This window comes from Empedobacter brevis (assembly GCF_965118635.1).
GTDB classification, from domain to species: domain Bacteria; phylum Bacteroidota; class Bacteroidia; order Flavobacteriales; family Weeksellaceae; genus Empedobacter; species Empedobacter brevis_A.
On the sequence record NZ_CBCPHV010000013.1, the window covers coordinates 35,129 to 56,654 of the forward strand.

15 protein-coding genes and 2 riboswitches are annotated in these 21,526 nt (G+C 29.9%); of the genes, 6 read left to right on the forward strand and 9 right to left on the reverse strand.

The genetic code is table 11. The annotated features are described in order from the left end of the window. Window positions 1-27: 27 nt before the first annotated feature. The gene (locus tag ACMHJW_RS12985; protein WP_413533837.1) at window positions 28-2,835 is read right to left on the reverse strand and encodes a TonB-dependent receptor; all 2,808 of its coding nucleotides are present in this window, start codon (window positions 2,833-2,835) and stop codon (window positions 28-30) included. Between the two features lie 148 nt (window positions 2,836-2,983). Here ACMHJW_RS12985 and ACMHJW_RS12990 point away from each other — a divergent pair, with 148 nt between their 5' ends. Further along, window positions 2,984-3,664, forward strand: coding sequence for a response regulator transcription factor (locus tag ACMHJW_RS12990; protein ID WP_413533838.1), 681 nt, complete (start codon window positions 2,984-2,986; stop codon window positions 3,662-3,664). A 270-nt stretch (window positions 3,665-3,934) separates the two neighbouring features. After that, the gene (locus ACMHJW_RS12995) at window positions 3,935-4,702 is read left to right on the forward strand and encodes a sensor histidine kinase (protein WP_413533839.1); all 768 of its coding nucleotides are present in this window, start codon (window positions 3,935-3,937) and stop codon (window positions 4,700-4,702) included. On the opposite strand, the gene ACMHJW_RS13000 is transcribed toward ACMHJW_RS12995, so the two are convergent. Continuing rightward, the gene (locus ACMHJW_RS13000; protein ID WP_413533840.1) at window positions 4,699-5,109 is read right to left on the reverse strand and encodes a hypothetical protein; all 411 of its coding nucleotides are present in this window, start codon (window positions 5,107-5,109) and stop codon (window positions 4,699-4,701) included. The two genes, ACMHJW_RS12995 and ACMHJW_RS13000, sit on opposite strands and share 4 nt — an antisense overlap. A gap of 110 nt (window positions 5,110-5,219) precedes the next feature. Here ACMHJW_RS13000 and leuS point away from each other — a divergent pair, with 110 nt between their 5' ends. Further along, window positions 5,220-8,075, forward strand: coding sequence for a leucine--tRNA ligase (leuS, locus tag ACMHJW_RS13005; RefSeq protein ID WP_413533841.1), 2,856 nt, complete (start codon window positions 5,220-5,222; stop codon window positions 8,073-8,075). Window positions 8,076-8,210: 135 nt separating this feature from the next. Here the strand turns inward: leuS and ACMHJW_RS13010 are convergent, their stop codons facing one another. Continuing rightward, the gene (locus tag ACMHJW_RS13010) at window positions 8,211-9,287 is read right to left on the reverse strand and encodes a hypothetical protein (protein WP_413533842.1); all 1,077 of its coding nucleotides are present in this window, start codon (window positions 9,285-9,287) and stop codon (window positions 8,211-8,213) included. 177 nt (window positions 9,288-9,464) lie between these two features. Here ACMHJW_RS13010 and ACMHJW_RS13015 point away from each other — a divergent pair, with 177 nt between their 5' ends. Beyond that, the gene (locus tag ACMHJW_RS13015; protein ID WP_413533843.1) at window positions 9,465-10,004 is read left to right on the forward strand and encodes a GNAT family N-acetyltransferase; all 540 of its coding nucleotides are present in this window, start codon (window positions 9,465-9,467) and stop codon (window positions 10,002-10,004) included. A gap of 10 nt (window positions 10,005-10,014) precedes the next feature. Beyond that, the gene (locus ACMHJW_RS13020; RefSeq protein ID WP_413533844.1) at window positions 10,015-10,956 is read left to right on the forward strand and encodes a hypothetical protein; all 942 of its coding nucleotides are present in this window, start codon (window positions 10,015-10,017) and stop codon (window positions 10,954-10,956) included. Window positions 10,957-11,038: 82 nt separating this feature from the next. On the opposite strand, the gene metE is transcribed toward ACMHJW_RS13020, so the two are convergent. After that, window positions 11,039-13,360: a 5-methyltetrahydropteroyltriglutamate--homocysteine S-methyltransferase gene (metE, locus tag ACMHJW_RS13025; RefSeq protein WP_413533845.1), complete on the reverse strand. Its 2,322-nt coding sequence runs from the start codon at window positions 13,358-13,360 to the stop codon at window positions 11,039-11,041. A gap of 87 nt (window positions 13,361-13,447) precedes the next feature. After that, window positions 13,448-13,595, reverse strand: a riboswitch (cobalamin riboswitch). Between the two features lie 98 nt (window positions 13,596-13,693). Between metE and ACMHJW_RS13030 the strand changes: the two genes are divergently transcribed. After that, window positions 13,694-14,155: an Lrp/AsnC family transcriptional regulator gene (locus tag ACMHJW_RS13030; RefSeq protein WP_413533851.1), complete on the forward strand. Its 462-nt coding sequence runs from the start codon at window positions 13,694-13,696 to the stop codon at window positions 14,153-14,155. 55 nt (window positions 14,156-14,210) lie between these two features. Here the strand turns inward: ACMHJW_RS13030 and ACMHJW_RS13035 are convergent, their stop codons facing one another. From ACMHJW_RS13035 to ACMHJW_RS13055, 5 genes are all read right to left on the reverse strand, one after another. Then, a complete protein-coding gene (locus tag ACMHJW_RS13035; RefSeq protein WP_413533846.1) occupies window positions 14,211-15,749 on the reverse strand; it encodes a DUF5074 domain-containing protein in 1,539 nt (512 codons plus the stop codon). 80 nt (window positions 15,750-15,829) lie between these two features. Beyond that, on the reverse strand, window positions 15,830-16,690 hold the full coding sequence (locus ACMHJW_RS13040; protein WP_413533847.1) for a DUF4465 domain-containing protein: 861 nt from the start codon (window positions 16,688-16,690) through the stop codon (window positions 15,830-15,832). A gap of 17 nt (window positions 16,691-16,707) precedes the next feature. Continuing rightward, the gene (locus ACMHJW_RS13045; protein ID WP_413533848.1) at window positions 16,708-17,847 is read right to left on the reverse strand and encodes a PKD-like domain-containing protein; all 1,140 of its coding nucleotides are present in this window, start codon (window positions 17,845-17,847) and stop codon (window positions 16,708-16,710) included. Window positions 17,848-17,861: 14 nt separating this feature from the next. After that, the gene (locus ACMHJW_RS13050) at window positions 17,862-18,998 is read right to left on the reverse strand and encodes a YncE family protein (protein WP_413533849.1); all 1,137 of its coding nucleotides are present in this window, start codon (window positions 18,996-18,998) and stop codon (window positions 17,862-17,864) included. After that, complete coding sequence (locus ACMHJW_RS13055; RefSeq protein ID WP_413533850.1) at window positions 18,995-20,992, reverse strand: TonB-dependent receptor; 1,998 nt, start codon at window positions 20,990-20,992, stop codon at window positions 18,995-18,997. The genes ACMHJW_RS13050 and ACMHJW_RS13055 overlap by 4 nt, the downstream gene beginning before the upstream one ends. Window positions 20,993-21,090: 98 nt before the next feature. Further along, window positions 21,091-21,273, reverse strand: a riboswitch (cobalamin riboswitch). Between the last annotated feature and the right edge of the window lie 253 nt (window positions 21,274-21,526).

The following is a 21,526-nucleotide window of genomic DNA, read 5'->3' on the forward strand; positions in this document are numbered from 1 at the left end:
GTGTATGTTTTTATGTTTGTAATTCTGTTATTTAAAAATTTTATATTTTACTCCTAGACTAATGCCTAAACCTTTTCTGAAATTTCTAGTATCAATTTCTCCTTGTTGATTATCTTGTATTCTTCTTATTTTAGAATTTAATAGATTATCCACTGACAATTTCATTTCCCAACGATCTCCAATTTCTGCTCTGGAAATAAAGTTTAGTGTTACTACTCCTTTTTCTATTATATTTCCTCTTTCAAAAGATCCTAATGAATAAACTCGATCATGGAAATAATTACCAATTAATGTAAACGATGGTTTAAAGTTCCCTTTCAATACTTTATATGATAAATCTGCATTTAAAAGTAAAGGAGATGCCCCTTGCAACTTATCTTCTTTCTCATTGAAGTTTACACTTAAAGTATTCTTTGTGTCTTCTGCAACTTTATCAGAATCCAACTTTTGTTTACTATACATTACTGTTGCATTGAAACCTGCGGAAAGTTCGCTTTGTCCTACATTTTTAATAAGGTTTTTTCTCACTTCTAATTCAGCACCAAATACGTATGCATTTTCACCTGCATTAACAAATGTATTGTCATTTAATGCTGAGTTTAACAATACTTGAGAAATAGGATTTTGAATAAATTTACCAAATGCACCAAAAGATAATATCTCAGTAGATGATGGAAATAACTCCCATTTTATATCAAGATTATAGTTATCTGATGGATTAAGGAAAGGATTACCTACAGAGTTTTCTCCAATACCTTCATATCTAAAAGGTGCTTTTTCTTTAAACTGTGGTAAAGTATATGTTTTACTAGCCGAAAGTCGCAGGTTCTGACGAGAATCAAGGCTATATTTTATATTAAGTGCTGGTAAAATGAATGTTTTATCAATATCTGCATCACTAAATTTTACTCCAGACATCGGGTAATTTGTATCCCATTCTATCTCTTGTAAAACCTTATCCACACGTACTCCTAAAGAATATGTAAAATTATCATTTATAGTTTGTTCAAAATTAGCGAAACCAGAATGTAGAGTTAAATCTCCATTATAAGTATAAGGAACTAAACTTTCCATACGCTGTGTATTAATAAAGAATGTACCTGGAATATAAGGTGATGAAGCTTGATTATCTACATTTAAGAAATCATCTAATTTATTTGGATTAACTTTTACATCACCAGAGATTCTGAAGTTAAATTGATTAGACTCAAAATCTCTTGATTTCTTTCTTCCATTATAACCAATTGTTAATTTACCATTATAATCATTCTCAGCATTTTTGAACAATTTATAAGATAAAATTGCTTTTCCTGCATATTCTGTTTCATCAATATACTGAAAGTATCTATTATTTGTAGTTGGAGAACCTGTATTAAAAGCATAATTATCTCCATCATTATGGATTAAATTATTCGTAATACGATCTGGCATATCCGAATGAACAAGATTGTAAGAAGCTCCCCAATCAATATCTAATCTATCTGATAATTGGTGTTTTCCTAATAATTGTCCAATTAATAATAAATTTTGTTCTGTTAAAGTTTGACGTGTAAATTCGTATCTATTGTCTTGAGGTAAATATGAATCATACTCATTTACTGAACTTTTTGATCCGTTAACCATTATTCCATTAGCAAAAAGTTGATGTTTAGGATTTATCTTATAATTAACATTCAACATTCCTGTTGTTTTAGTTGAATATTCATATTTCTTAACCTTGAAATAATCAACTTCGATATTATCATTTGTAGTCCCAACAACTCTTTGAAAACCATCTTCATACGTATAGGAGTTACTAAAACTAGCTGTTCCAAAAACATTTAGTTTTCCTTGAGAACCTACATTAAATGATTTTCCTCCTGTCAAACCATAATCTTGATTAACAGGAAAGGCACTTTTATCTGGGCTCCAACGAGAGACAAATTGATAAGATTTGATAGATGTTGGCAAATTATTTCTATTAAATCCGTAATATTTCAAATTATTTGCAACTTTGAAAGTTCTATCAACAGCTCGCATACTAACTCCGCTTCCAAATTCTATATCTAAGTACCCTTTTCCTTCGTATAATTTTGATGAAATATCGACATTAGCACCTCCTATATCCCCATATAAATCAACATTATATACTTTATTTATCCCTACAGATTGAATAATATCAGTACCAAATAAATCTAATGAAACATTTTTGTTCTCAGGCTCATTAGATGGTAGTGGTAAACCATTTAACATTGTACTATTATATCTATCTCCAAGCCCGCGAACAAAAACACCTCCTTTTCCTTCTGATTTAGAGATTCCTGTTACCTGTTGAATTGCACTTTCCGCATTCGATAAACCTTTTCTTGAAAGTTCTTGCGATCCAACATTTTGTACAATTGTAACAGATTTTTTCTGTATATTAAGTAAAGAAGCCTCTCCAGATTTATCTTTTCTACCTGTTACAACAGCAGTTGATAAGTCTATCTTGTTATCTTTAAAATCTTCTGGTTTCAAATACATATTTAATGTATTTGACTCTGATAAGTTTTGAGATATTATTTGATATCCATCAACTTTAATCTCCAATTGATACGTATCATCGGGAACAGAGATTTCGTAATGACCTTTTTCGTCTGTTTTTGCTTGGATATTTAATCCTTCAACCAGAAAAGTTTTTTCAGAAAGTGGTTGATTTGTATTCTGATCAAATAGAGTTCCTTCTAATTTTATATTAGTTTGTGCAAAAAGTGCTGCTGAACCTAATAATAAAAGTAAAGTTAAATTGCGTTTCATTGCGATTGTATAATTCGTGTTTGTTTGATGCCAAAGTTGATGCAATTCAATGAAAAACATTTTTAGAAATTGTAAAGGTTTTGTTAGGGAAATGTTATGAAATTATTGTAACTTTAAATGAATGTTAAGAAATGTTTTTATCGGATTTCTCCTAAAATTTAAGCTTAATTTTACATCAACTAATTATATTTAGTTATTACAAACAATTATGAAGAACATTAAAATTTTATTAGTTGACGACGAACCAGATATTTTAGAATTTATTGGTTACAACTTAAAGAAAGAAGGTTTTGAAGTAGAAACAGCTCAAAACGGAATCGAAGGATTGAAACAAGCCAAAATATTTCGTCCAGATTTGATTCTATTAGATGTAATGATGCCGCAAATGGACGGAATGGAAATGTGTGCTGAATTAAGAAAATTAGATTCTTTCAAGGATACTTTAGTTGTTTTTCTTTCTGCTCGTGCCGAAGATTTTTCTCAATTAGCAGGATATGATGCTGGTGCGAATGATTATATCTTAAAACCGATCAAGCCAAAAGTTTTAGTAAGTAAACTGAATGCTTTATTAAAGCTAAAACAACCTAATGAAACTCCAAAAGACGAATTTATCAAGTTAAATAATTTCGAGATTAACCGCGAAACGTATAAAGTAAATTACCAAGGACAAGACTTTTTATTACCAAGAAAAGAGTTTGAATTAATCGCTTTATTGGCCTCTAATCCTGAACGTGTTTTCAAACGCGAAGAAATTTTAGAAAAAGTTTGGGGGAATGAAGTTGTTGTTGGCGGACGTACAATTGATGTACATATGCGAAAATTACGCGAAAAATTTGGGAACGATCGTTTCGCAACAATTAAAGGAATCGGATACAAAATAAATGACTAAAAGCTTCTAATGGCTTCAACTTTCAAAGTTCAAAACATTTTTCTATTTGCCTTTCTCAGTACATTATTTTTGGCTTTAGGATTTGTTTTGTTCTCTTTTTTATGGTTTGGAAATATTGATTTTATTCTCCAAGAAAAACTATTTTTCATCAGTTTAATGTTTCTTTTATTGATCGGATTATCAATTTTTTATTGGTTTTCCTTAAAAAATCAACGAAGAAAAGATTTCACTGAAATTTCAAAAAATATTCCTCAATTTCAATCCAGTACAATGAATTTCGAGGAACTTTCTCAAAAAATATCAACCATAACAGAAGACCAATCCAAAGAAATTGATGTTTTGAATGAGCGAGAAAATTATAGAAGAGAGTTTTTAGGAAATATATCACACGAATTAAAAACACCACTTTTTTCAGTACAAGGCTATTTATTAACCTTGATTGAAGGAGGTGTTGAAGATGAATCGATTCGAGATAAATATTTAAACAGAATCAATAAATCTGTAGATCGATTGATTTATTTGGTTAAAGATTTGGACATGATTGCCGAACTCGAACGAGGAAGAATTAATATTGAATTTACAGTTTTTAATTTAACTGCACTTGTACAAGATGTAATTGATTTATTAGAAATTAAAGCGGAAAAAAATAACATCAAAATTTCTTTGAATTATCCTATTCATCAGCCAATAAAAGTAGTTGGAGATATTCAGAAAATTCAACAAGTTTTGATTAATTTGATTGTAAATTCAATCAATTATTCTAATCCGAATACTAAGATTGATATTGATTTTGAAGAATATGATGATAAAATTCAAATCTCGATAAAGGATCAAGGTCTTGGAATAAAGCAAGAAGATATTGAACGTATTTTTGAACGTTTTTATAGAATTGATAAATCTAGAAATCGTAATAATGGTGGATCTGGTTTAGGTTTAGCTATTGTAAAACATATTTTAGAAGCACACAAACAGAAAATCTATGTAACAAGTAAAATTGGAAAAGGTTCTATTTTCTCTTTCTATTTACAGAAAGCTTAATATTGTTGTTGTTTCTTCGTAAATTTCAATGTAATATTATGTTTGAAGACTTTTAATGTATCATTCTTAGCTTCTTTCCATAAAAAATAAGGTGGTTTCAAATTAAATACATTTCCTTTTATATTCAAAGAATCTTCAAAAAGTTCTGCATAAAGTATACTATCTTTTTTTAAGAATGTTTTGTCTGTATAATCAATTAAATAATAATCATTTGTAAGATAAATAGGATCTTTAACGCGAAGTGTCGAATCCTTTTCATCAAAATTCCATTTGATATTAATTGGATTAAATCCATCTTCATATCCTACAAAAATGCGTGTTGTATTTACAATATGTCGAACAGAAAAAATTAAGCTAGCAAAGAAAACTAGTATACCGATATAGTATAATACCAATTCTTTTTTCATGGATTTAGTTTAGGTGTTGATTGTTAATGCACAAATATCGTGAATCTAACCCAAATGATACATAAAAAATGTAAATTTGCATAAATTTAATTTTAATATAACTCCCAATAATGCAATATAATCCGAATGAAATCGAACCAAAATGGCAAAAATTTTGGATTGAAAATAAAACGTTCAAAACTGAAAATCAATCAGAAAAACCTAAATTTTACGTATTAGATATGTTTCCTTATCCTTCTGGAGCAGGATTACACGTAGGTCATCCACTTGGATACATTGCTTCTGATATTTATTCTCGTTACAAAAAATTAAAAGGTTTCAACGTTTTACACCCGATGGGTTACGATTCTTTTGGATTACCTGCTGAACAATATGCAATTCAAACAGGGCAACATCCTGCGATTACAACAACTACAAATATCGAAGGAGGTGTTGATAAACAGGGAAATGCAATTGCTGGTTATGAAAACCAAATGAAAAAAATTGGTTTAGGTTACGATTGGGATCGTGAGATTAGAACATCTGAACCTGAATATTATAAATGGACGCAATGGATTTTTAATCAATTATTCGATTCATATTATGATAATTCAACAGATAAAGCTGAATCAATTTCAAAATTAATCGAAACCTTCAAAACAGAAGGTAATGCAAATGTGAATGCTGTTTCTGACGATGATATCGAGATTTTTTCAGCTGAACAATGGAATGCATATTCTGAAAAAGAACAACAAGCAATCTTATTAAAATATCGTTTAACTTTCCTAGCTGAGGCTGAGGTAAACTGGTGCCCAGATTTAGGAACTGTTTTAGCAAATGACGAAGTTATCAACGGATTATCTGAGCGTGGAGGATTTCCTGTTGTGCGAAAAAAAATGACACAATGGATGATGCGTATCACAGCTTATGCAGATCGTTTGTTAACAGGTTTAGATAAATTAGATTGGCCAGATCCAATCAAAGAATCACAGAAAAACTGGATTGGAAAATCGCAAGGTGCTTCGATCTTCTTTGGTATTGACGGACATAATGATAAAATCGAAGTTTTTACAACTCGCCCTGATACTGTTTTTGGAGTTTCTTATGTTACTTTAGCTCCAGAACATCCTTTGGTTGCTCAAATTACAACAGCTGAACACAAAGCGAAAGTTGATGCTTATGTAGATTATACATCAAAACGTTCGGAACGTGATCGTTTGGCTGATGCAAAAAATATTACAGGAGAATTTACTGGTGCTTATGCAATTCATCCATTTACAGGAAAACAAGTTCCGATTTGGATTGGTGACTATGTGTTAGCATCTTATGGAACTGGAGCTGTAATGGCTGTGCCTTCTGGCGATGAACGTGATTTTGCTTTTGCAAAGCATTTTAATATACCAATTATTAATATTTTCAAAGATCAAGATATTTCTGAAGCTCCTTATACAGAAAAAGGCGGATTCGAATTACAAGATTCTGATTTTTTAAATGGTTTAGATTATAAACAAGCTGTTGCAAAAGCAATTGAAGCTTTAGAAGAAAAAGGCTTTGGACAAGGAAAAACGAACTTCCGTTTACGCGAAGCTGTTTTCTCTCGTCAACGTTATTGGGGAGAACCTGTTCCGGTTTATTTCAAAGACGAAATGCCTTATACAATTCCAACAGCGGCTTTACCAATTATTTTACCAGAAGTTGACGAATATTTACCAACAAAAGATGGTGAACCACCATTAGGTCGCGCTACTAAATGGGCTTTTGATACAACAACAAATGAAGTTGTAGACAATAGCTTAATCAACAATGAAACAATTTTCCCAATCGAATTGAATACAATGCCAGGTTGGGCAGGATCTTCTTGGTATTGGTTACGTTATATGGATGCAAAAAATGACAACAAATTTGTATCAAAAGAAGCGGTTGATTATTGGCAAAATGTAGATTTGTACATGGGAGGATCTGAGCACGCGACTGGTCACTTACTATATTCTCGTTTTTGGCAAAAATTCTTGTTTGATAAAGGATTAGTTCCTACAGATGAATACGCAAAAAAATTGATTAACCAAGGAATGATCTTGGGAATGAGTGCATTTGCATATCGTATTAACGGTACAAATACATTTGTTTCTAAAGGTTTAAAAGATCAATATGAAACAACTCCAATCCATATCGATGTTAACATGTTGAAAGATGGAGGAGACGAATTAGACATAGAAAAATTCAAAGCTTGGCGAGAAGATTATGCTACAGCAGAATTTATTTTAGAAGATGGTAAATACATCACTGGAAGAGAAGTTGAAAAAATGTCAAAATCAAAATTCAATGTATTAAATCCTGATGATATTTGTAATCAATATGGAGCAGATTCTTTGCGTTTATACGAAATGTTTTTAGGTCCAGTAGAACAATCTAAACCATGGAATACACAAGGTCTATCTGGCGTTTATTCATTCTTGAAAAAATTCTGGCGTTTATATCATTCAGGAGCAGAAGAAACTTTCTTCGTTTCGGAAGAAGAACCAACAAAAGAAGAAATGAAAATCTTACATCAAACAATTAAAAAGGTTGATGAAGATGTAAACAATTTCTCTTTCAATACATCGGTTTCTACTTTTATGATTGCAGCAAACGAATTAGGAAAATTAAAAACAACTAAACGTGCAATTTTAGAGCCTTTGGCAATTATTATTTCGCCTTATGCTCCGCATATTGCAGAAGAATTATGGTCAAAATTAGGACATGATACTTCTATTGCTCATACAGATTTCCCAGTTTTCGAAGAAAAATGGTTGGTTGCAGATACAAAAGAATATCCTGTTTCATTCAATGGTAAAATGAAATTCTTGTTAGAATTACCTTTATCATTATCGAAAGATGAAATTCAAGAAATTGTAATGAAAGATGAACGAACAATCAAACAATTGGGCGATCGTACACCGAAAAATATCATTATTGTTCCTGGAAAAATCATCAATATTGTAGGATAAATAATTTTAGAGACTAAAATAAAAGCCTCGCTTTTGCGAGGCTTAATAATAAAACATCAAGAAATGTTTTAGAAATAAATTCAAAAGGAACAAAGCTTAATAAACTTTGTTCCTTTTTTATATTACATTAAGTAATTAATATCTAGTTTTTAAAACAATTTTACCCAAATCATTAATTTCTTCTTGACTTGTAAAAATTGCTTTTCCTTTCTTCGAAATTACATCCCAAGCAATAACACTTGTTATATCGTCTACAACTCCGTTTTCTGTTGCATCGTCTACCAATTCAAAAGTACGATCGTCTATCATACGAACAGGCTGTTGAAAATCTTGATTTACAATTAATAAATCTCCTCTTCCATCAAGAGCTGCTTGATAAATCTCTTGCAAATCTGTGAGAACTTGTCCTTTTCCTACAGCTTCATGCATTTCTTCAATATATTTCGCACGATTTTCATGTTGACGATTTTTCATAAAATCCCAAGCCAATTCCATGAATTCATTCTTTTGTGTTGGTGAATTGAAATCTGTAGATACATTTCCAATATACATCGATGGAATATCTGCTACCGAAAGTAATGTATTATAATTCACTTCAACCGCAACTACCAAACATGGCAAAGCTTGTTCAGGATTCGCTTTTTGTACAGCTTTATCTACTTGATTATAGAATTCTTTCAATTTGTTAGATTCTTTATCTGTATTAGAAAACAAGTGAGATAAATTATAATTAGATTCTGTATAAGGGAAATCATCATTCACAATTTCGTTTACAATAGAATCATTTAATGCTTCGTATAAATGAACTCCTTTTTGAGTAAGATATAAAACTAAGTATTCTTCATTACGATTCATTTCTTTGATAAGCGGACGAATCGCAAAAGAATCATCAACCCAAACACCTTCCAAATCTACTGGCCAAGTTGTACGAATAAATTCAAATGTATCTTTAGATAAATAAATATTTAAACTTTCTAAATTCTTATGAATTTCCAATTCTTCTGGCAATTGATTTAATCGTTCTAAAATATCTGCAACATCTCGTTTGTCGTATTCTTTCAGAATTCTTTCTTCAGCCTCTTTTACTAAATTTTTTAGTTTTATTGGATCTTTTTGATTATCTGGTTGAGTTCGGTGTGTGTTAAATGAAATTGTAATAGAAGGTGATTCTTTTTCACTTGCTAATTTTAATAATTGATCTTTAATACTCATAGATGAATAAAATTTAAAGTTGATAATAATTAAAGTTAAGGCTAAAAAAGACATAAAATATTATTAATTAATAAATTAACTTTTTTTTATAGAAATTAGAATAATTTTGATAAAATTTAATTTTTTAGAAGTTATACATTTGAATAAAGAATATTACCAATCAAAACATATCAAGAAATGAAATATTTACCAACACTCGAAACGGAGCGTTTGATAATCCGTCCAATTACGATGGATGATTTACAAGATTTTTATGAAATGGACTCTCAACCAGAAGTCCATACATTTTTAAGAGGTCAGCCTATCAATACAATCGAAGATACAAAAGAAATTATTGATGCATTACTGATCCAATACAAAGAACTTGGACATGGACGTTTGGCTGTTGTGGAGAAAGAATCAGGAAAAATGATTGGTTGGACAGGTTTTAAATACATGACCGAAAAAGAAGCAATGAATAATCAGTTTGACTTTCTTGATTTTGGATATCGTTACCGAAAAGAAACTTGGGGAAAAGGATATGCAACCGAAGCTGCAAAAGCTTGCATGGATTTTTACCTTGAAAACATGACTGATATTAAACTAAACGCGATCACTCATCTTGACAACAAAGCATCAAGAAATGTTTTAGAAAAAGTAGGTTTCGAAGTCACAGAAACTTTTCATCTTGATATGTGGGATTTGGATTGTTTTTGGTACGAATTAAAAAATAAATGATTACCAATTCATGAATAAATTTATCATTACACTAAACATCATTTTGATATCGAGTTTTTGTTTTGCACAAAAAATTTCGACAAATGATTATGAAGTTAAAACAACTTTAGCAGATTTTAATCTGAAAGGAAAAGTTGAAAAAATTACTTCGACAGCAACAGATTCAAAAGGAAATTCGACGAACTTACCTTTTTTAGAAAATGAATTTTACAACCAAATCTTATTAGAATTTAATCAAAAAGGATTGTTAACAAAGCGAACAAATTATTTGGATTATCAAGGGAAATTAGCTGTTTATAACTATGTTAATTACGATTACAATAACTCAAATTTTATTGATAAACAGACGAATACAGTTATTAATAATGGTGAAGATCCAAAACGAATTGCTTCGGAAAAAAGTTTTGTTTACGACAATAAAAATCGGTTGATAAACTTGACAGAAAAGATAGAAGGAAAATCGTCAAAATCGAGTTATGAAACAATTTTTAATTATTCGAATAAGTTAGATAAAATTACGACAAAAGTAGAAGGTTCTAAGATTAGCGAAAACAATTTGACTTACAATAAAAATGGCTTATTGGTTTTGGACGAAAAGTCTTCTTTTGATGGAAAAAAAGGTAGAAAATCTTATTATATTTATGATAAAGAAATGCCTGTTTTTCATGAAGAAATTGTAGGAAATTCGAGCAAAATAATGTTTTTTGAGAATGGAAATATTTCAAAATTACAATCATTTGATGCGAACAAAACATTGATTTTTCAAGCAGATTTTAATTCAAAAAATGAAATTGTCAACTTCAAAAAACAATCTTTCCGAAATGGACAAACTGTTTTAACTTCTTATCAAGTTTCGTACGAATATGATTCGAAAAATAACTGGATAAAAGCTTCTATTTCAACAAATGGAGAATTGAAATATATTGTAAAACGAGAGATAAAATATTATTAAATAACAAAAGGTTGAGCAATGCTCAACCTTTTTCACAAATAAATAACACGAACTACTTTTGTCACAAAGTAGGATGTTAAGTTTAAATCGCTTTTGGCGTATATATTTTTCTTAATTCTTTTGTTGCAGCAACCATTTCGATCAAAGCTTTTTCGGTTTCTTCCCAATGACGAGTTTTAAGCCCACAATCCGGATTTACCCATAATTGATCTGCAGGAATAACTTTTGCAGCCTTTTCTATTAAATCTACCATTTCTTCTTTCGAAGGAACACGAGGCGAGTGAATATCATAAACTCCTGGTCCGATATCATTTGGATAATTAAAATCTGAAAAAGCATTTAATAATTCCATTTGGCTTCTCGAACATTCAATTGTAATCACATCTGCATCTAAATCAGCAATATTTTGAATAATATCATTGAATTCAGAATAGCACATATGTGTATGAATTTGAGTAGAATCTTCTACATCACTTGAAGCTAATTTGAACGAATCTACTGCCCATTTCAAATAATTTTGCCATTCATCTTTTCTCAATGGCAAACCTTCTCGAATTGCAGGCTCATCAATCTGAATAATTTTAATTCCAGCTTTTTCTAAATCCGAAACTTCGTCTCGAATTGCCAATGCAATTTGTTTACATGTTGTTGATCTTGGTTGATCGTCTCGAACAAAAGACCATTGCAAAATTGTAACTGGACCTGTTAACATTCCTTTTACCTTTTGTGCTGTAATAGATTGTGCATATTCTGACCAATAAACCGTCATAGGAACTGGGCGATAAACATCTCCAAAGATAATTGGAGGTTTTACACAACGCGTACCATAACTCTGAACCCAACCATTTTTAGAGAAAACAAATCCTGCTAATTTTTCGCCGAAATATTCCACCATATCATTGCGTTCGTATTCTCCATGCACCAAAACATCAATACCAATTTCTTCTTGCCATTCTATCGTACGTTTCGTTTCTTGTTTCAATAAATTATCATATTCTTCAGCAGATAATTCACCTTTTTTATACTTCGCGCGCCAACTTCTTACTTCTTGTGTTTGTGGAAAAGATCCGATTGTTGTTGTTGGAAAAGGAGGAAGATTCAATACATTTTGTTGAACTACTTTTCGTATTCCAAAATTATTTGTTCTATTATAATCTTCTTCTTTTATAGCATTTACTCGCTCTTTAACTTGAGTTTGATGAATTAATTGAGAATTTTTTCGGTTATTAATCGAAAACTGATTCGCTTCATATTGTTTAACTAACTTTTCATCATTTGGATTTGAAAAATATTTTTTAAGAAAAGCAACTTCTTCTAATTTTTGTTTCGCAAATGCAAACCAATCTTTTATAGTTGTTGGAAGATTTTTCTCATTTGTTTCTAAATCTAAATCGCAAGGCGAATGTAATAATGAACACGAAGAAGAAATAATAACACGATTTTCTCCAATTTTATTCACAACTTTTTCAATTATTGAAAGAGATTTCTGAAAATCATTTTTCCAAATATTTCGGCCATCTACTAAACCTAAAGAAAGTTTTAATTGATTTGGAATATTATTTAATACTTCATCAATTTGATTTTCGTCTCGAACCAAATCAAGATGTAAAATATCAATTGGCAAATTAACAGCCAAGTTTGTATTATCCTTCAATCCATCAAAATAAGTAGCAAGCTGAATCGTTAGTTGCGGAAATTCTTTTCTAATTTTTTTATAAACTTCTTGATAAGCTATTTTAGATTTTTCATCTAAATCTAAAGCTAGAAAAGGCTCATCGAACTGAATTGTATTGGCTCCATGATTGATTAAATCTCGAATAATCTCAAAATAAACTGGTAATAAATTTTGAATTAAATCAATTCGATCAAATCCTTCTTCTTTTTCTTTTCCTAATAATAAATAAGTAATTGGCCCTATTAAAACTGTTTTCGGATTAAAACCTTCTTTTTTGGCAGCAATAAATTCATTTACAATTGAATTTGAGAAATATTTAAACTCTTGATTTTTTACAAATTCTGGAACGATGTAATGATAGTTTGTATCAAACCATTTTGTCATCTCCATCGCTGTGATATCTAAATCATCTTTTTGATAGCCTCTTGCCATCGCAAAATATAAGTCAAGTTCTGTATTCTTTTTATTTAACGCAACCGTATTGAAACGTGCAGGAATTGCACCAACTGATAACGTAAAATCTAAAATTTGATCATAAAAAGAAAAGTCATTACAAGGAATTAAATCAATTCCAGCAGCTTGTTGCAATGCCCAATTTTGTTTTGTAATTGTACGGCTTGCATCTAATAATGCTTGTAATTCAATTTTACCTGCCCAATAATTTTCGCAGGCTTTTTTTAGTTCTCGATTAGCTCCAATTCTTGGATAACCTAAAATTTGTGTTTGCATTTTGATTGTTTTTTTAAGGTTCAAAAACACAAACGCGAGTTGATAAAATAGTAAACCTATTTTGACAGACTGACTTCAAATCGCGAAAGTATCATCTTTTGTTTCTATTGGTAATCTGACTTATAATTTGCATTACTTACAGTTGCGCGACAGTTCGTGATTCTCACACGATTCCCCAATAACTTGTTGTTTATTTCTTTACAAATGTAATAAGACAAAATAAACAATTGTAAAACTTAAAAAAATAAGATAATACAACTTATAATGATTAATTTCACAAAACAAAACACTAAAACAACGATTATATATCGTATTAAAAAGAATATTATTTGGATGGAAACATTGGACCAAACTGATTTAGAATTATTAAGAATTCTACAAAATGACTCGAAATTAACTGTAAAAGCAATTGCAGCTTTAGTTAATTTATCTCCTTCTCCTGTTTTTGAACGTATAAAAAGACTAGAACAACAAGGTTATATCAAAAATTATAGAGCTGTATTGGATGCTGAAAAGCTAAACAAAGGATTTATGGTTTTTTGTAGTATAAAATTAAAACAACATGATCGGACAATTGGAAATAAACTTGTGGAAGATATTTTATTGATTGATGAAGTGGTGGAATGTTATAATATTTCGGGAGAATATGATTTTATTTTAAAAGTTCAAGTCTTGGATATGAAACAATATCAAGATTTTGTTTTCAATAAATTAGGTGCTTTAGAAAGTATTGGAAGTACACATAGTTCTTTTGTTATGGCTGAGATAAAAAATACGTACGGAATAAATATTTAGCTAAAAAACAAAAGGTTGAGCAATGCTCAACCTTTTTTCACAAATAAATAACAAACTACTTTTTGATTACTTTGAAAGTAGAGTTGTTAACTTTTATAATGTAAACACCTTTTGGTAAAGAAGAAACATCTAGTTGATTTTTCCCTTTTTGAAGTGTTTTCTCTGTCATTTTAGTTCCTGTAATAGCAAAAATTTCAGCTTTTGTCGATTCAATTGTTTCGATAAACAATATGTTATTAACAGGATTTGGATAAACATTAATTGATGATTTATTCAATTCTGTTGTACCTAAAACTCCTGTAGAAATTGTAATGTTTTGAGCGACTACTTTTCCATTCGAATTGAAAGAGATTTTAATTTTAGCAGTTCCATTTTTTAATGGATTAATAACTAATTCATCTTTTTCATTAATCGAAATTTCTGCTACATCATCATTTTCGATAATTTCTAAATCTTTAACAATTGCCGCTGATAAATTATCTGAATCTGAAACTTTATCTTTCAAATCAATTGTTGTTGCTGTGTTAATTTGATAAGTTGTTTCTAAATCATTAATAATTGGTGCTACATTATCTGGAAAAATAGGCAATGATGGAAACCAATAATAATCTTGTAATTTAATTGTCTGAACTAATATTCCTTGATTATCAAATTTATGAATCCAGTTTTGTTGGTAATTTGTTGCTGTAGTTGTTACAATTAATTCATCTGTAACAGGATCTACACGTAAACCTGCACCATAAAACATTTGTTTTGGAGATGTTTCTTGCCCTGGTATTGTTGCAAAATCTTCATTGAATGTTTCATTTTTGGTATCAAACTTAATAATTTTAGTACCTGCTTTGAAATAAATTACATTTTCTTTAGTAGAAGCACAAAAACTACCAGCATTCCATGCTCCCCAAGATCCAGAAATTGTTTTTGTAGGAATTGCAATTTCCGTTGTTTCTAAAGTAAATGGATCAATTTTTACAATTTCTTTTCCTAAAGCTCCCCAAACATATCCATCTTTTGTTTGAGTTACAGAAGAATAAGCTCCTTTAATCGTTGTTTTTACAGTATGTGTTTTAGGATCAATAACTAAAATTCCTCCACTTTGAGAAACAGCAAAAACATATTTAGATGTACGGATTATATTTCCAATTTGCCCTTTTGTTCCTTCGATTATTGAACCTACTTTCATATTTTTAATATCAAACAAATAAAGTCCATTTGAAGCTCCTATATATCCTGTTTTAGCATCAACACCAACAAAAGAGCGTCCATCTCCACCAATTGTTTCAAAAACTGCTTTTTTCTGTAATGTTTTTGCATCTGCAACAACTAAGCGATTTTTTTGTTTTGACATAATATAGAAATTATCTCCATAAATAACTCCATATTGAGACGTTACCCCAAATTCTTCTCCAGGATTAACGGTCTTATAAACATTATAATCAACAGATTGATCTTCATTAACAAAATTTATTGATCCATTTGCATGGCCATACCAATCTTCGTTTAAGATAAAAACACCGTTTGTATATTCTTTAGTTTGTGCAAAACTAGTTTGAATTACTACTAATGAAAAAATCGAAAGTAAAAGTTTCTTCATTTATTATTTCTATGTATTGTTTTTATTAATCCGAAACCATCAGTTGTTTAATGATGGTTTCGGATTGAATATTAGATTTATTATTTTATTTTTTCTACTTTTAGTTTATCCATTGTAAAGTAAAGTGCTGTATTTGCGCCCCAATCTCCTACATCAGTTGTTTCTAAAAAGAACATCAAATATTTAACTTCTCCAAGAGAAGAAAGATCGACATCTTGCCAATTTGTTGAAATATTATTTACTCCATTTCTAAAATCAACAAAATAATGCGTTACAGGTTTTTCTGTTGTCAATTGTTTGTCTGCAGAAACACCATAGATATGAATTGCAAAATAATCTCCTTTTTCAAATTTTCTTGCATAAGCATCTCCATTCAAAATCCCATAATATGACCAAGGGCTAATTGCTAATTTTACAGTCTTCGCTTTATAGTGATTAATCGTATCAGTTATCTCAACTACACTAGAAAATCTGTCTATTTGTACTTTTTGACCATATTTTAGTACTTTTTCTGATGGTTTCTGATCTGCATAAGAAACTAAAAAAGGTGTTCCAACTCCATCTGCACCTCCTTTTGCCATTGTTCCCCACTGATTATCTACCCAACCTCCTTCTTTATTAATTTGATCAGAATTATCAGTACTATTTGAAACTGTGAAACCTGTCCATGTAAAATATTCTGGCCATGCTGTATGTTTAAATTTGAATATACCAGAAGTTAATTCTGCATCTTCTTCAAATGTTCCTTTCCATATTTTACCTCCAGATGTTGATACTCCTTCAGAAAGATTAAATTTAGAAAGATCTAATGTTTCATAGTTTTTTAGCCCTATTATTTCGGAACTATAATTATCATCATCAGTACATGATGCTAAAAATGCAATAGACGAAGCTGCTATTAATAAATTAAAAAATAGTTTTTTTGTAAATTTAAAATTCATTTTATTTAAGTTTTATATTATAAATGTAAATCATATGCACCAGCAACTTCTGTTGAAATTTCGCCCAACCAACCTGCTTCTTGATTAGTTGCTGTATAAACCTTTATAAAGTCTATTCCTAATAATTTAACTGGTTTTCCATTTTTGTCAACAGCCCAGTCAATATCAATGTTTGAATCTTCGGAATTGTTAGCAGCATTATCTGCATAACCATAAGCTAATTGTTTACCTGTCCAAATTCCATTTTTTTCTGTATAATTATTTGCTAAAAGTGTTCCTGATAATTTTAACTGATCAGATCCAAACCACAATGGATAATAAGGTTGTTTATTAAAACCATTTTTAACTTTATAACCAGAATTTCCTTGATTATCTTCCCATTTTATATATTCTGATATAGCTTTAGGTTCTTCTACAGTAGGTTTATTATATGTAATTATATAATTCTTTATTGTTGTTGGATTATTATATTCACTTCCAGCAATCTCGTACCATTCATCATCATCTGGTTTTCCGTTTTTATTCTTATCATAAGCAACCATAATAATTCCTGGTTCTGACGATCCTGCAAAACCATTTCCTAGAATTTTAAAATCTCGTTTATCTTTTTGATTCAAAATTGTGTGATCAAAACCAAATACAACATAACCTCCGTAACCTCCTAAACTAATCAATCCTGTTTCTTTACCAATTAATTGATCACCAGCTTTGGCATTCATATTAGCTTGAGTATCTCCAGCTTGATATATTGGTAATTCATTTATAAATTGACCTACTGCCGGTAGATAATCAAATACTTTAGAAATGTATTTATTATAAGTTACTGTTTCTTGCGTAACATTAACCTTAGTTCTTAAAGTTTTTGATGTTGAACCAGATTTTATTTCTAATGTTAAATCGTAAGTTCCTGGTTTATCTGAAACAAAACCTAACATTTTTTCATTACCAATAATTTCATTTTCTAACTTCCATACATATGTTGTATTTTCGATATCGGAATTAGATGGTTCTATAGGTATAATTTTTAATCGTTGTACATTATAAGATTCTTGTAAATGAGCATTATCAGGCTCAACCTTAATAATAATTTCATCATCGCTACAGCTTTGAAAGAAAGCAAAACTTAGTGCAGCTAATAAGATTTTAGAATATTTCATTTTAAAAGTATATTTTATTTATAAACAAAAGCAAAATGAGCAGGAATATTTCCAGCAGCAGTTTTCCATTTAAACACACCATTTTTATCAAAACAATAGATGAACCCCATTGAAACATAATTTCCGACATCAGTTAAAAAAATATCTTCTGTTTGAGAGTTTACAGCAATTCCGTAAGGTGTTTCGATGTTTTCTACCATAGGATCGTTAACCAATGTCTTATTGATAACTTGTTCTGTTTTAGTATCAATTACTCCATACGTTTTAGTGTATTCGAAAGTTGTGTAGCTAAATTCATTTGAATAATAATATAGTTTATTATTAACAATTGTAAAATTGGAAACCGGGATATCAAATGTTTTTTTGATTTTATATGTTTTACTATCTAACACAAATAAATTTGAGGGAACATCATAATAATCTCCACGAGAAGTGATATACAAATCGCCATCCTCATCTTTTTTTAATCGGTGAAGATTAATTTCGACATCAATTTTTTGGGTTTCTTTAAATGTTGATAAATCAATCACAGAAACCGTTTTATCGTAATCAGGAAATCTATAGCCACCTGAGTTTGCTACATATAGATTATTGCCTACAATTTCCAATTCTTCTGGTTGATATCCTACCGTTACTTCACGTGTAACAGACAAATTAATTGTATCGATTTCAACAACTTTTCCTAAAGGGGCTTTCGGATCTAATTTCACAGGTCCTGCATAAGATGATGCATAAGCTTTTCCATTAGCAAATGTGATGTAACGGCCATTTTCTAAAGGAATAGTCCCTAAATGCTTTGCTGTCTTAACATCCATTACTTCAATGAAATTAGATACATTAATAACAGCATACAATTTATTACCATAAATTTTAATATCATTCCCAACATCTCCCAATTCCTTAACCATTGTTGGATTAACAGTTGCATAAATATTTCGATTATAAACTCCTGTTGGAAAATCCATATAATCTATAGTTGCCATATTGCTTCCCATATTTCCTTCATTGAGAAGGTAAAATCCTACAACATCTGTTTTTTCAGGGTTGGTTACATTCTCTTCCTCTTTATCAATCAAATAATTATCTTGATCACAAGCATAAAAGGTAATCGTCATTAAGAAAAAGACGAATAATTGTTTGAAATTTCTCATAATTTAGCGCTTAGTATTAGTTTGAATTGTCTTCCTGGCATTGGATAATTTAATACCACATCATATTGTTGATTCAAAATATTATTCAATTCAAAAGAAACTTTGAATAAATTTTGATTTAATCTAAATTCTTTATGTATTCCTAAATCATTTGTAAACCATGGATTAAGACGATTTATTTTTATATTATCTTGATGGACATTGTAACGTTCTCCAACGTAAATGAAACTGTAATTAAAATTCCACGTTTTATATGAAGTTCCTAAAACAAAAGATCCACTATGTTTTGGTGTATATGGAATTTGATTTTTGTAATATGTCTTTTTAGGATTCGAATAATCTAATGCTTTCAAATAACCATAGTTAAGCGTTGATAAAATTTCAAATTCACCTAACTGAAATATTGATTTAATCTTAACATCTAAGCCTTTTATTCTAACTTCATCTAAATTGAGCATAGTAAAACGAAATAAACTTCCAGATGGAGCAGCTACAATTTTATCTGTTACCTCGTTATAAAAACCATCTGCTTGAATCGTTATATTCTTAAAAATATTCGGCATTGATTTAGAGTAAGTGAATCCAATATTATATTGCGTAGAATATTCTGGTCGAAGATTAGAATAACCAATATTTGTATAATACAAATCATTAAACGTTGGCATCCTAAAAATGCGTTTGTAAAATGCTCTGATATTAAAATCGTAAGATTTGAAAGGCTGATAATTCGCAATCACAGTCGGAGTCCATACGTTTTTGTCAGGAGCACTAGTATTCATCCTTACTGATTCTTTAACAAAAGATCCTAACAAACTTCCTTGCAAACTTAATCTCCCTAAACGATACGTAGTTGCAAACGCTATAAGATTTGTATGACGAGTAGGAAAAGAAAAATTTTTAAGATCTGCCCCCATATTATTAAACTGATAATCTGTTGCAACATTCACATCCCAATTATCTGTAATCGAATAAAGATTAGCCCAAGAAATATAAAATTCACGTTGAGTATATTTATTTTCTGTTTTAACAGTCGAAACTGTATCTGTATAGTGAGTGAAATCGTATGCAAATTTTGCATTAATTTTTGATTGAAAATTTCTGAATCGTTTCTCATATTTTCCTTGCACAAAATAATTTCTATCAACTAATGTCTGACCACGACCATCAAAACGCCCACGGACAATTGCAGCAGGAATACCTCTATCAGAATCATACAAATATCCCTTTAAGTTCCAATTTGCTTGATCACCTTTTCCTATCAATCCTATTTCCAAACGTTTTCCATCAACTTGACCATCTCTACGCTTCAAAATAGTGTCATAAGCTGTCGATCCATCTAATTTTTTTCGTTGATAACGAAACTTATAAATACCATTAGTTTTGACATATTCCGTACTCAAAACAGCAGATAAACGATCTGTAATCTTTTGTTCAATACGAAGTGAAGGATTGATTAATTGAATTGAACCTAATTTATAACGAAGTGTAATATTTGTTTTTTTATTCCCTAAGAAAACAGGTTTCTTAGTTTGAAGATAAATTGCAGAAGCAGAAGCATAATCTTTGGCTGATTGAAAAATATTACTTTTTTGTCCATTATATAATGATATAACTTCCATATCATCTAAAGAAAATTTACCTAAATCGACAATTCCATTCTGTGCATTCCCTAATTGGATTCCGTCATAAAAAACAGCAACATGTTGAGAACCCATTCCTCGAACATCGATTGTTTTAAGTCCCCCAACTCCACCATAATCTTTAATTTGAACACCTGCAAAAAAACGAACAGCATCAGCAACAGAATGGCTATTTAAAGCCTCTAGCTGTTTTCCTTTTAATTCCTGAACAGGAACAACAGCTTTTTCATTATTTTTTAAAATATTAACTTGCTGAAGCTCTAAAATACTATCATGAATAATTTGTGCACTAGCATAACTGCATGAAAGTAAAATCAAGCTGCAACAAATAATTATGGTTTGAAAATATCTCATTTAGCAATAATCAATTGTTGCTAACGAGAGTGTTTGAAGAATTGAAAAAGATAACCTAATTCAAAATTTGATCTTCACGCTTTAATCCTCGAAAGCATTCAAAAATATATCATTTTGGTAGGTCTTCTGACTTACTTTTCATTAGAAATCCTTCCCATTAAAAACAGTGGATATTATTTTCTAAATGATAACAAAGCTTACAGCAGCGGGTCTGTTCAGGATTTACACCTGATTCCCTGTTACCGAACGTTTAAGTTCGCACCAAATGTTAATCAAATGTAAAATTATTATTTAGAATAAACAATTAAATATCTATCAATGAAATAAAACAAAAAAAACTAACTCACTCTTTTACTTAATTTTAATAGACTAATTATATAGATGATTTCTAGTATATGATTCAATATAATAATATTTTCACTAATAAAATGCATCTAATTAAAACTCTTAAAGAATCATAGTGTAATCAAGAATTTTATTCTAAAATAAAGAATAGTGTATATAAAAATGTTATAAGAAGTATTTTATAAAAAA

What these genes read in the sequence shown, in the direction of transcription:
- ACMHJW_RS13045 (WP_413533848.1), bottom strand. Translation starts at nt 17,847, where the DNA reads ATGAAATATTCTAAAATCTTATTAGCTGCACTAAGTTTTGCTTTCTTT.
- ACMHJW_RS12995 (WP_413533839.1), top strand. Translation starts at nt 3,935, where the DNA reads ATGAATTTCGAGGAACTTTCTCAAAAAATATCAACCATAACAGAAGAC.
- ACMHJW_RS13040 (WP_413533847.1), bottom strand. Translation starts at nt 16,690, where the DNA reads ATGAATTTTAAATTTACAAAAAAACTATTTTTTAATTTATTAATAGCA.
- ACMHJW_RS13035 (WP_413533846.1), bottom strand. Translation starts at nt 15,749, where the DNA reads ATGAAGAAACTTTTACTTTCGATTTTTTCATTAGTAGTAATTCAAACT.
- ACMHJW_RS13030 (WP_413533851.1), top strand. Translation starts at nt 13,694, where the DNA reads ATGGAAACATTGGACCAAACTGATTTAGAATTATTAAGAATTCTACAA.
- ACMHJW_RS13055 (WP_413533850.1), bottom strand. Translation starts at nt 20,992, where the DNA reads ATGAGATATTTTCAAACCATAATTATTTGTTGCAGCTTGATTTTACTT.
- leuS (WP_413533841.1), top strand. Translation starts at nt 5,220, where the DNA reads ATGCAATATAATCCGAATGAAATCGAACCAAAATGGCAAAAATTTTGG.
- ACMHJW_RS13050 (WP_413533849.1), bottom strand. Translation starts at nt 18,998, where the DNA reads ATGAGAAATTTCAAACAATTATTCGTCTTTTTCTTAATGACGATTACC.
- ACMHJW_RS12990 (WP_413533838.1), top strand. Translation starts at nt 2,984, where the DNA reads ATGAAGAACATTAAAATTTTATTAGTTGACGACGAACCAGATATTTTA.
- ACMHJW_RS13020 (WP_413533844.1), top strand. Translation starts at nt 10,015, where the DNA reads ATGAATAAATTTATCATTACACTAAACATCATTTTGATATCGAGTTTT.
- ACMHJW_RS12985 (WP_413533837.1), bottom strand. Translation starts at nt 2,835, where the DNA reads ATGTTTTTCATTGAATTGCATCAACTTTGGCATCAAACAAACACGAAT.
- ACMHJW_RS13000 (WP_413533840.1), bottom strand. Translation starts at nt 5,109, where the DNA reads ATGAAAAAAGAATTGGTATTATACTATATCGGTATACTAGTTTTCTTT.
- metE (WP_413533845.1), bottom strand. Translation starts at nt 13,360, where the DNA reads ATGCAAACACAAATTTTAGGTTATCCAAGAATTGGAGCTAATCGAGAA.
- ACMHJW_RS13010 (WP_413533842.1), bottom strand. Translation starts at nt 9,287, where the DNA reads ATGAGTATTAAAGATCAATTATTAAAATTAGCAAGTGAAAAAGAATCA.
- ACMHJW_RS13015 (WP_413533843.1), top strand. Translation starts at nt 9,465, where the DNA reads ATGAAATATTTACCAACACTCGAAACGGAGCGTTTGATAATCCGTCCA.